The organism is Paenibacillus shunpengii, from assembly GCF_042684905.1.
GTDB lineage: Bacteria > Bacillota > Bacilli > Paenibacillales > Paenibacillaceae > Paenibacillus > Paenibacillus shunpengii.
In genome coordinates this window covers 1011260-1022980 of sequence record NZ_JBHUMJ010000002.1, presented here as the reverse complement: position 1 = coordinate 1022980, position 11721 = coordinate 1011260, and the positions used below count along the sequence as shown (strand labels likewise).

11 protein-coding genes and 1 riboswitch are annotated in these 11721 nt (G+C 45.7%); of the genes, 2 read left to right on the top strand and 9 right to left on the bottom strand.

Annotated features, from left to right (window positions below; translation table 11 throughout):
- The first annotated feature begins 48 nt into the window (after positions 1-48).
- The gene (locus tag ACFSVM_RS04835) at positions 49-939 is read left to right on the top strand and encodes a YitT family protein (protein WP_379260693.1); all 891 of its coding nucleotides are present in this window, start codon (positions 49-51) and stop codon (positions 937-939) included.
- 53 nt (positions 940-992) lie between these two features.
- Here the strand turns inward: ACFSVM_RS04835 and mqnC are convergent, their stop codons facing one another.
- The 4 genes from mqnC to metA all read right to left on the bottom strand — a co-directional run bounded on the left by mqnC (position 993) and on the right by metA (position 5589).
- Complete coding sequence (mqnC, locus tag ACFSVM_RS04830; protein ID WP_076311676.1) at positions 993-2132, bottom strand: cyclic dehypoxanthinyl futalosine synthase; 1140 nt, start codon at positions 2130-2132, stop codon at positions 993-995.
- A 153-nt stretch (positions 2133-2285) separates the two neighbouring features.
- On the bottom strand, positions 2286-3455 hold the full coding sequence (locus ACFSVM_RS04825) for an aminotransferase class I/II-fold pyridoxal phosphate-dependent enzyme (protein ID WP_379260690.1): 1170 nt from the start codon (positions 3453-3455) through the stop codon (positions 2286-2288).
- The gene (locus ACFSVM_RS04820; protein WP_379260688.1) at positions 3448-4635 is read right to left on the bottom strand and encodes a PLP-dependent transferase; all 1188 of its coding nucleotides are present in this window, start codon (positions 4633-4635) and stop codon (positions 3448-3450) included. The genes ACFSVM_RS04825 and ACFSVM_RS04820 overlap by 8 nt, the downstream gene beginning before the upstream one ends.
- A 36-nt stretch (positions 4636-4671) precedes the next feature.
- Positions 4672-5589, bottom strand: coding sequence for a homoserine O-acetyltransferase MetA (gene metA, locus ACFSVM_RS04815; RefSeq protein WP_379260686.1), 918 nt, complete (start codon positions 5587-5589; stop codon positions 4672-4674).
- A 137-nt stretch (positions 5590-5726) separates the two neighbouring features.
- Positions 5727-5853, bottom strand: a riboswitch (SAM riboswitch).
- Positions 5854-6316: 463 nt separating this feature from the next.
- On the opposite strand from metA, the gene corA reads away from it, so the two are divergent.
- Positions 6317-7252 (top strand): magnesium/cobalt transporter CorA, encoded by a 936-nt coding sequence (corA, locus tag ACFSVM_RS04810; protein WP_076311680.1) that lies wholly within the window; start codon positions 6317-6319, stop codon positions 7250-7252.
- A gap of 84 nt (positions 7253-7336) precedes the next feature.
- On the opposite strand, the gene ACFSVM_RS04805 is transcribed toward corA, so the two are convergent.
- From ACFSVM_RS04805 to ACFSVM_RS04785, 5 genes are all read right to left on the bottom strand, one after another.
- Entirely contained in the window at positions 7337-8341 is a 1005-nt protein-coding gene (locus ACFSVM_RS04805) for an HRDC domain-containing protein (RefSeq protein WP_076311681.1), read from the bottom strand.
- A gap of 188 nt (positions 8342-8529) precedes the next feature.
- Entirely contained in the window at positions 8530-9432 is a 903-nt protein-coding gene (locus tag ACFSVM_RS04800) for an ROK family protein (protein WP_379260683.1), read from the bottom strand.
- Between the two features lie 21 nt (positions 9433-9453).
- Positions 9454-10062, bottom strand: a complete 609-nt coding sequence (locus ACFSVM_RS04795; RefSeq protein ID WP_379262873.1) for an MOSC domain-containing protein — start codon at positions 10060-10062, stop codon at positions 9454-9456.
- 279 nt (positions 10063-10341) lie between these two features.
- Positions 10342-11232, bottom strand: a complete 891-nt coding sequence (locus ACFSVM_RS04790) for a 5'-3' exonuclease (protein ID WP_076312561.1) — start codon at positions 11230-11232, stop codon at positions 10342-10344.
- Between the two features lie 129 nt (positions 11233-11361).
- Positions 11362-11721, bottom strand: coding sequence for an arsenate reductase family protein (locus tag ACFSVM_RS04785; protein WP_379260681.1), 360 nt, complete (start codon positions 11719-11721; stop codon positions 11362-11364).

Genomic DNA, 11721 nt, shown 5'->3' with positions numbered 1-11721 from the left:
TATCGACCACTTTGAAAATGCAAGGATGATGAATAAAGGAGGAATCGAATGAACCAGCCTCCACATTCTACTCGTCCCATCCATGTGGGATCCAAGGTATCCAGGCAGCCTCATCGTGTCTGGTTGAAAAAGCTGTTGCTCGTGACCTTGGGCAGCATTTTGGCATCGATCGGACTGGAGCTTTTCCTGCATCCGAATCAGCTTATTGTCGGCGGAGTCACCGGCATATCCGCCATGTTCGCCTATCAAATGGAAATGCGGCTTGGACTATTTTTATTCTTGTTTAACCTGCCATTCATTTTATTTTCTTATGGTAGAGTTCATAAACAATTTGCTATCGTCACTGTACTTGGCTTAACGGTATTCTCATTAAGTGCATTAATGCTGCATCCTTTGCCTGCAGTCCTGACTCATCCGCTGGCAGCTGCAATATTAGGCGGGTTGTTTCTAGGACTTGGCATTGGGCTCGTGCTGAGTAATGGGGGCACCCTGGATACACTGGCTGTAAACCATATCAGTTCTAACCTCTCTGGAGGAAAGAGATCCAAGATTAAGCTTGAACGTATCATTATGGTCATGAATCTTCTTGTTCTTACCGGAGCAGGCATTAAGTTTGGTGCTCAGCAGGCCATGTACTCGATACTTGCTTACTTGATTGCTGTTGAAGCCGTCCACTTTGCAATGAGGGGCTTCACTTTTAATCGCAGAGTCTACATTATTAGTACACAACCATATGAGCTGCAAAAGTCAATTAGAGCAAGACTTCTCAGAGAGCCTGAGCTCTCCCCATTAGAACGGACTAATGAAAAGGATTGGAGCCAGCTCCCTGCTCTCTATTACACGATACATGTGTTTGAAACGAGACAGTTGAAAGCCATCGTTCGTTCTGTTGATCCCCATGCTACTGTTGTCTTCGATATGGATGAGCCAAATTCATAACAAGTTATAAAAAAGCGCAGCAGGTCACTGTACCTGCTGCGCTTTTGCTTGATCTAATTCTGCATTACAAAATCATTCTCAATTTTGCTGTTCGGGCCATCGAATACTCTCAGAATCTCGTATTTCGTATTCCGCTGTGCCGGAGTATTGCCTGTCTCACGAATCAGTTCAAGAATGGAATTAATATTCACTTTGTGTGTAGCACCTGCTGCGGACACCACATTCTCTTCAATCATCGTACTTCCAAAGTCGTTACAGCCGTAACGGAGGGAGAGCTTGCCGACTTCCGGTCCCATCGTTACCCAAGAAGATTGAATATTCTTAATGTTATCTAGAAACAAGCGGCTGATCGCGACTGTCTTCAGATAAGCTTCCGGAGTTTGTCGTTCTTTTTTCAAGTTCGTGTTATCCGGCTGGAAGGTCCAAGGAATGAACGCTAGGAACCCTTCCGAATCATAGCCATTCTGGATGCATTCGTCCTGGGCATCACGAACACGCTGCAAATGAAGTGCACGCTCCTCCATCGTTTCGCCAAAACCAATAACCATCGTTGCTGTCGTATTCATGCCGATTCTGTGCGCGGTCTGCATTACATCCATCCAGTCACGCCATGAGCCCTTGAGCCGGCTGATCTTACGGCGTGTACGGTCATCAAGAATCTCAGCGCCTCCACCTGGAAGAGAATCAAGTCCCGCTTCATGAATCTGCCTAACGACTTCTTCAAGAGTCAAGCCATCGGACACTTCTCGCATTTTCATAATTTCGGCTGGAGAGAAAGAATGCATTGTAATATCCGGGAACCGTTCTTTAATCCCGCGCAGCAGATCCGTATAATAGCTGAATGGAAGGTTCGGGTTCGTTCCTCCCTGCATCAGTATTTCTGTTCCGCCCACATCCTGGGTTTCCTTAATTTTTTGGAAAATCACTTCATCCGGGAGTACATAGCCTTCATCTGAACCCGGTCTGCGATAGAACGCACAAAAACGGCAGTATACATCACATACATTCGTATAGTTGATGTTCCGGCCGATGACAAACGTTGTGATGGGTTCGGGATGCATCCGCTTCATGATGACATGCGCTGCCTCACCTATTTTTTCGACTTCATCCGATTCAAACAAAAGAGTTGCGTCCTCCACAGTCAGACGCTCACCATTCAAAGCTTTATCTAAGATATGGTTTACTCCGCTCATACGGCAGCCTCCCTTATCGTTAATATGTAACAATAAATAGAAATATTGTCTTGTCTATCGTAACATAGGTTAAATGTGAAAAGAAGCACCTATTATAAGCATGCTTCTTTTCATCTAGATATATATGATTAGAATCATATACAATATTGAATTTTACCGGTTAGCTGCTAAGGCCTGATCCAGATCTGCAATCAAATCATCGATATCTTCAAGTCCTACAGAGAATCGCAACAGTCCGTCTGTAATTCCTCTGTCCAGCCTGAAATCCTGAGGCATCGCCGCATGCGACATCATGGCCGGGTAAGAGAGTATGCTCTCTACCGCGCCAAGACTTACCGCAACGAGCGGAAGCTTGACTGCATTCAGCACCTGCTTGGCACGCTCTCCCGACCCGACGTCAAAGGAGACGACTGCACCATAACCAGTAGATTGACTCTCATGAATCTCTCTTCCAGGATGATCCATAAGACCAGGATAGTATACAGCATCAATATCCGAGCGATTGGTCAGCCATGCGGCAAGCTTGGCCGCACTTTGCTCCGAATGTGCCATTCTTGCCCCCAGTGTCTTCATCCCGCGCATGAGCAGCCAGGATTCCTGTGCACCAAGCACCGTACCCAGCCCATTCTGGAGCTTCTTCAGCTCATTGGCGATGGCCTCTGTCCGGGCAACAGCAAGGCCCGCAAGCACATCGCTGTGTCCTCCGAGGAATTTCGTGGCACTATGCAGTACGATATCCACTCCTTGTTCAATTGGACGCTGATAATAAGGGGTCATGAACGTATTATCAAGCAGTGTAATAAGTCCTTTCTCCTGAGCCCAAGCCGTGACACCTGCGACATCGGTAATACGAAGTGTTGGGTTCGACGGCGTTTCCATAAATACGGCTTTGGTATTTGAGCGATATGCAGCTTTGACCTGGTCCAGATCCGTCATATCCACAAATGTGGTTTCAATATTCATCCGGGTCAGAATCGTACTGAGCAGACGGTAGGAACCGCCATATACATCTTCCGTAGCGATAATGTGATCTCCCGCAGATAAGATCATTAGCGCACTGGAGATGGCGGCCATCCCGGAGGAGTATGCAAATCCGCGAACGCCTCCTTCCAGTAAGGCAATGTAGTCTTCTAGCGCCTGACGAGTCGGATTCCCAGAACGGCTGTAATCATGAACCGGCGGAGCGAAAATATCATGATGATGAAAAGTAGATGCCTGGTAGATCGGTACACTGGAAGCGCCTGTGCCTTCATCAATTTCTGCTCCGAAATGCAGAAGCTTCGTATCAAATTTATAGGAGGCGTCACGGTCTTTCTTACTCATGTGCTGCGCCTCCCTCAAGCTCTTGATGAGCCTTATCGAATGCCTGGCTTAAATCAGCAACGATATCATCAATATGCTCTATTCCGACAGAGAAACGAAGCAGGCGCTCATCAACACCAATGGCATCGCGAATTTCTACCGGAATGTCAGCATGGGTCTGTACAGCCGGATAGGTCATAAGCGACTCTACTCCACCCAGGCTCTCCGCAAAAGCTACCAGCTTGATATGTCTCAGGATGGGCTCAACGTATCTTGCATCCTTCACTTTGAAGGATAGAATGCCCGTGTTGCCGCTGGATTGTTTATTTTGAATATCATGTCCTGGATGATCCGTAAGAGCAGGATAATAGACATCTGTAATCATGGAGTGCTCGAGCAGGAATTCGGCCACTTTGGTTGCGTTATATTCATGGCGCTCCATACGCAGCGCGAGTGTCTTCATACCGCGCATAAGCTGATAGCTGTCGCTTGGCGAGAGTACAGCTCCGATTGAATTATGTAGAAATGCCATCTCTTCCGACAGCTCTTTCCCCTTGGTTACAATGAGGCCACAGAGTACATCATTATGACCACCCAGATATTTAGTAGCACTGTGCACAACGATATCAGCGCCAAGCTCAATTGGACGCTGGAAGTAAGGAGTAAGGAGTGTATTATCCACAATAGACAGTAACCCATGTTTACTTGCCCAGCCGCACACTTTTTCAATATCTGTAATCATCATAAGAGGATTTGTCGGTGTCTCAATAAAGACAGCTTTGGTATTTTCATTTCTTACACTTTCGAGTGCATCAATATCATTCGTGTCCACATAGCTTGCAGTAATGCCATTCTTGGACAAGATCCGTTCCACCAAACGATACGTACCGCCATAGAGATCAAGGGAAATAATCAGATGGTCCCCCTGTCCGAATTTGGCAAAGATCGTCATAATAGCCGCCATACCCGAGCTGCATGCGAATCCTGCATCACCAGATTCCAGCTCAGCTGCTGCTTCTTCAAGAACCTTTCGGGTTGGGTTTGTCGTACGAATGTAATCAAATCCAGTGCTTTGACCAAGCTTTGGATGTCTGAAGGCAGTGGATTGGTAGATCGGGAAATTAACTGCCCCCGTTACCGGCTCTTTCACTGATCCAATCTGTGCTAATCGGCTTTCAATGTTTAGTTTATTGTCTCCCATTCGTAAACATCCTCCTCTAAGTTAGGTAGAATTCACTTAAATCTGTGGTCCAATGTCATACGGCGTCTCTTGGTATACATAATAGTTAAGCCAGTTAGAGAAGAGCAGATTCGCATGGGCCCTCCAGGTAGATGGCGGAACCTTACCAGGATCATTATTTGGAAAATAGTTATACGGAAGCTTCACATCAAGCCCTTTGTCCTTATCCCGATCATACTCCCATTTCAGAGATAAGGGATCGTATTCGGAATGGCCTGTTACAAAGATTTGTTTTCCATCCTCAGTAGCTACAATATAAACCCCCGCTTCTTCTGACTCGGACAAGATCTCAAGCCCAGGAACCTGCTCAATATCTTCTCTTGTCACCTCGGTATGGCGAGAATGCGGTGCGAGGAATACTTCATCAAAACCGCGAAGCAGCTTGACATGAGATTTGTTGATCGTATGATGGAACACGCCAAAGCATTTTTCAGGAAGGCCTACCTTCGGTACATTAAAGTGATGGTATAGACCTGCTTGAGAGGCCCAACATATATGCATTGTTGAGGTTACATTGGTCTTGGTCCATTCAAAGATCTGCTGGATCTCTTCCCAATAGGTCACTTCCTCAAAATCCATCTGTTCTACCGGTGCACCGGTAATGATCATGCCGTCAAAACGAAGATTCTTAATCTCATCAAATGTTTTGTAGAACATATCCAGATACTCTTGGGACGTGTTCTTGGATACGTGAGACTTGGGATGAATGAGTACAACATCAACTTGAATGGGTGTATTACCAATAAGACGGAGCAGCTGTGTTTCCGTCGTTTCCTTCGTAGGCATCAGGTTGAGTATCCCGATACGAAGCGGCCGGATATCCTGCCTGTACGCATGGCTTTCGTCCATGACAAAGATGTTTTCTCCTGCAAGTACTTCCTTGGCCGGTAAAGCGTCTGGAATTTTAATTGGCATTAGTACTCCTCCTTATATGGTGTTTGAAGAGCGAATATCATGAGAGAGCATGGGGGAGCAGAATATTTCGTCCTAACACAAAAAGACCTCACTCGGTAATCGAGAAAGGTCATCTGTTCGTATTCGAAAATGCGCCTCTCTCATCTCTCAATTCGTCTATAGCCTTAATAAATAAGATCAGACGACTGCAAGAATTAGCACCGTGCGTATTCGCCGGTTGCCGGGTATCATCGGGCTAGTCCCTCCACCTACTCTTGATAAGATTTCGCTATATTTTATTGTCATATACCCATTACTATAATGATTAGATCGTTATTCGTCAAGAACTGGGCTGTCAAAAATAAGCACCAGGAGACAGCTCATGAAAATAAAGCACCAGATGTGCTTCACATACATAGACTGCCTTTGAATAGTGTAATATTTTCATTCTTGATTGCTTAATTCGAGAGCGTTATACTAGTCAAGTGTTAAATATCAAAAATGATGGGGTGACGTAAAATGGAAGGCGACCCGAGGCCTAGCTGGCAGCCGAATAAATATAACTATATAGGATGTACCATCAGCTTGCCGGTTGGACGGGAGCGCATATTTTACGGGCGAGACCTCTTCTCTATACCTGCTTAAATTGTGTGACCCTTCACTTTACCAGCACTGATGCGTTCACTTTCCTTCGTTATTCAGCTTGTCCCTATAACATTTACGGGAGATTAATAAGGAGTGGATACACATGAAAATAAGACTGGTGAATGAAGGAGTTTTTACTCCGCTTGACAACATTGAAGATACAATTACTCCTCCCGCTGAAGGGTTCTACTGGATTGATGCAGATGTCGACGATCTGGCTGTGCTGCAGCCTCTCTTCTCCATGCATGATCTTGCCGTTGAAGACTGTCTCAGTGAGGAAGAACAGCGTCCAAAGCTCGAAATATATGAAAGCCATTATTTTATCGTTGTAAACAGCATCCGGTTTGATGATGAGGAAATATTTTTACGTGCCGTAAACCTATTTCTTGGTAGACATTATATTATTACGGTTACCAAGCAGAAGATTAACGAGCTTCGCACACTCAAGCCTATTCTCTGGGAGGAAGAAGTCAGCACACCGGACCGTTTCCTCTATTACCTCGTCGATTCAATCGTTGACAATTATTTTACGGTTGGTGACCGGCTTGAGGCACGGATTGATGAGCTGGAGGAAGACATTCTGATGCACACCAAAAAATCGCATCTGAACGAGATCATTGGTCTGCGAGGTGAGATTCTGTGGTTAAGAAAGGCGCTGTCTCCACAGAAAGAAGTCATCAATACACTTAACAAAAAAGATCTGCGGTTAATTGATGATCAGCTTCAGAAATATTTCAGCGACATTTATGAAAATGCGGTGAAAATATCTGAAACCTTCGATACACTCCGCGATCTGATGGGGAACTTACGTGAGGCTTATCAGTCCAGTATTTCAAACCGTGCCAATGAAATCATGCGTGTGTTCACGGCGATTACTACGGTGTTCATGCCGCTGACTCTGATCACAGGCATCTATGGGATGAACTTCACCAACATGCCTGAACTGAATTATAAGTATGCTTATTTTATCGTTATCGGCGTGATCTTCGCGCTCGGCCTTTCTATGTATTGGATATTCCGTAAGAAGGACTGGATTTGACCTCATCTTCGACATTGTAAATAGAATGATGTAAGGGTCCGGAGCTGTCTGAGACAGGGTTCCCGCACCCTTTATATTATTAAACTAGCCGACCTGGCGATCTGCCTCTGTCTGTCTTCTAAACCGAATTCGAACCATACGCAGACGCTCGTACAGCTGATCCAGCGGCCCTACAGAAGAAGGATCATCGCCATATACACGCTGCAGTACCGGCTTCAAGAAGCCCGTGCCCAGCTCATCATAAGCATTCCAAATCTGCTCCTGCTCTTCATCGGTCATCCATACCAGCTCCTTGGCAATCAGTGCCTCTGTATCGTATCCTCCCTTCTCCAGCTCCTCGAGAAAATCAACCAATTCTCTTCGTGTCAATCCAGAGCTTGTACTGATCTCATCCAGAGAAAGATTGCTGGCAATACCTGATAGTACAGTCTTCTTTAATGTAAAACGCTCCAGCTCTTGCTTATACTTCTGCTCCTTCTGCTTGAATACCCAGGATTCATATTCCTCTTCATTCAGAACTTCATGCACCCAATCCAGCGGAAATGCATGCTCTCTTGCTTCATTTACCGTAATGGCGAGAATTTCCTCTCCGTACTCTGCCGCCTTATTATCACCGACACCAGGCAGTTCACGCAGCTCCTCCAGCGTATGAGGAACATAGGCACTGATCATTCGAAGCAGCCGATTGCTGGCAATAAAATAAGGGGCTTTGCGCTCCGTTTGGGCCTTCCTTCTCCGCCATACACACAGCTCCTGATATAATTCCTCACGTCCATAGAGCTCACTATAGCACTGAAGCTTGGTTGCCCCTTGATTTCTCGTTCTTGTGTCCCCTGCTTCATGAAACACGCCTTCAATCAGTGGTCTATATCCCTCGCTCATCTTGATCGCCAGCTGCAGGCGATAAATATGCATCATTTCATTCCATGATGTACCTTCATACCAAATGTCCGAGAACTCCTCTTCCAGGCTGTTCTTGTTCCAGCCCAGCTTCCACATTCCTTCTTCCTCTCCAATCCATAACTGTGCATAAGTCACTTCCGCTCCAGGAGCCGTATTTGAAAGCTGGTTCATAAATACAATCTTCATGCTATTCATCCTCCTCCTTAAGTCAGCCCAGCACGTACAACAAGACCACAAAAAAAGCACCCCTCCCACATCTAAATGCGAGAGAGGTGCTTCCTCATGAAATCCGTACTGTTCTGTTAGTCAACATCATACCATAATTGATAATTATTTCAAGAATGGATATGCGGTGTGATCAAAATTTAATTCGTCTAGTTCAATCCCAGTTCGATTTTGGCGTCTTCTTTGGCCAGCTTGGCCAGTGCAAGCGCACCGCAGATCCCTGCGTTATCACCCAGTTCAGGATAAACAACGTATTCGTCGATTCGCTCCATAATGCTTGGATGCTGAACGTAACCTCCGAGCAGCTTCTTCAGCTCTGCTCTTACTTGAGGGAAGAGCTGTTCCTGCTTCATGACACCGCCGCCCATAATAATCTTCTGCGGAGAGAGAATGAGCACATAATTTACCAAAGCCTGAGCCAGATAATAAGCCTCCATCTCCCAAGCCGGATGATCAGAAGGAAGCTCGATGCCTTGTTTGCCCCAACGTTTGGAAATCGCAGGACCTGCCGCGATCCCTTCCAGGCAGTCACCATGATATGGACAAAATCCCTCGTAAGTATCATCCGGATGACGTCTTACACTAATATGCCCCATTTCAGGATGTGACAGGCCGTGAATTAGTTGTCCAGATACTACCGCTCCTGCCCCAATTCCAGTACCTACCGTAATATAAATGCAGCTGTCCAGCCCTTTTGCCGCTCCCCAGGTATATTCTCCCAGAGCCGCTCCATTCACATCGGTATCAAAATTCATCGGAACCTGAAAATGCGATTTCAATTCTCCAATGATATTGTAACCACCCCAGAAAGGCTTTGGAGTTGTCGTTATATGACCATAGGTAGGACTCGATTTGATAGGATCGATAGGTCCAAACGACCCTACACCAAGCGCCTCAATCTCATGCTGTTCAAAAAAAGAGATCACCTGAGCCATCGTCTCTTCCGGCGTAGTTGTTGGAAAGCTGACTCTTTCAAATACCTCACCTTGCTCATTACCTACACCGCATACAAATTTTGTTCCACCAGCTTCTATTGCACCAAGTACTCCCATGATTACCCCTCCGTTATTGTTCTAGGTTGTCTCCAGCTTTGCCAGCCGTTTGCTGAGTGTTTCTTTCCAGCTTGCCGCAAGAGCTGAGAGCGATAGCAATTTCTTAATGGAGCTAATATCCGTCTTTCGGTGATGCATGATAACATTAGCCTCCATTACACTTAAGGAATCCTGTTCTCTTGATTGCAGTGTCAAGGAATCCTCTGAAGACACATAACCTTCTGTCAAGACACGAAAATAATAGCCCGTCAATCCCGTAGTCTGAAAATGAAGCGGGAGCTCTTTGTACTGATGCTTCAGTCCAAGCTTGAAGCATGGCACCCGAGGCTGGCTGATCTGTACAACTGCTTCACCCAGCTGAAACGTATCGCCGATATATACATCGGTTTCACCAAACCCCGATACGGTTACATTCTCACCGAATGCTCCAGGATCGAGAGAGCGTCCCATTAAATCCTCATACACCGGGTATGCTTGATGGCTGAAGACACATACCGCCTTATCCTCACCACCATGATTGACTAGATCCGCCTGTTCATCACCATGAAAGCCTGTTCTGGATAAGAACAGCCGCTCCGTTGTAGAAGATTTGTATATCGCGGAATATATCTCTTTGCTGCCATTCATCATCTTCACTTTACTTCCTACATTTAACGAAACCACATGGGAAGATGCAGCATCTCTCGTCAATTTTAACGCCTCCGTCTATCATTTGATTTCACTTTTATGTAATCGCTTACCATCAAGTTTGAACCTTCCGGGCACACAACTCAAGTACTATCATTACCCGAAATCGATTTTTGGTCAATTGGTAATGTACAATTTTTTATATAAAAGAGTGCCGACCCATAATCAGCCAGCACCCCTATTCTCTAATTCCTTAACCTTATCGACAAGAATAATACGATCTCAGCCGATCGCTACTCCCATTAACGAGCAAAGACTCTTCATCTCCAGCTCCTCAAACTTGCTAATGATCTGCGCATGATCCAGAACAAGCAAACTGCTCTCAAGCGAGCATGCAACAGGAACCTCACAATGAATTTTTGCAAGCTTACGAGATAAATGAAGCATGTCCATATCTGCTTCAATCTTCTTGCGAATGGACGGAGATAGATCATCCATATGCTCCAGAATTCCTTCAATGGAATCGTACTCTTGAACCAGCTTCATCGCCGTCTTCTCGCCGATTCCTCTCACGCCGGGATAGTTGTCGCTCGCATCTCCCATCAAGCCCTTCATATCAATGATTTGCCGTGGATGGAGCTGCTTCTCTTCGTACAGAGATTCCGGTGTATATACTTTATAATTGCCGTGACCTTTTTTCATAATAATAACCTTGGTTCGTTCGTTCACCAGCTGCAGCAGATCATGATCCCCAGATAAGATCATAACGTTCATATCCAGCTCTTCATTGTAAGAACGGCTGAGTGTTCCTAAGCAATCATCCGCCTCATAACCAGCAGCACTAATATTCGGTACGCCCAGGCTGTCCATTACTTCTTGAATCATAGTAAATTGTGGTACTAGATCTTCGGGAGCTTCTGGTCTGTTTCCTTTGTAATCAGCGTAATGTTCACCGCGGAACGTTCCACCGCCCAGATCCCAGCAGCATACCACATGTGTCGGATTAAAGGTCTGCACTGCATCCCAGAAATAACGGATAAATCCATATACCGCATTAGTTGCAATACCGTCCTTGGTCCGTCTAATATAACCGCCTGAAGCTGTGGCATAATACGCCCGAAACAATACTGCCATACCATCGACTAATAATACCGATTGATCTTTTGTTTCTATACTCACGATTGTTAACGCTCCTGTTCTATTCCATGCTAATCTTTACTCCCCGTATTATAGCACAGCCACATTCACTGGTGGGGGTTAATCGCTGGAAAGAACCTTGCTTCCTTATGCTAAATTTAGCAATCAGCTCCACATGTCCTGATACTGCTCTTCCTTGAAGCCAACGGATACTTTACTGCCGTCAGTAACAATCGGACGCTTGATTAATCTGCCATTGGAGGACAACAGCTCGATCTGCTCCTGGCTTGACATCTCTTTCAGCTTGTCCTTCAGATTCAATTCCTTATATACTTCACCGCTGGTGTTAAAGAATTTCTTGAATTCCAGTCCACTGTTATTAACCAGCTCTGTCAGCTTCTCTGGGGCTGGAGGCTCTTCAAAAATAGGAATCAGCGTGAGCTCATGTCCGCGCTCTTCCAGCCATTTAACGGCCTTGCGGCAGGTGCCGCATTTTGCATATTGATATACTGTCAGTTTACTCAT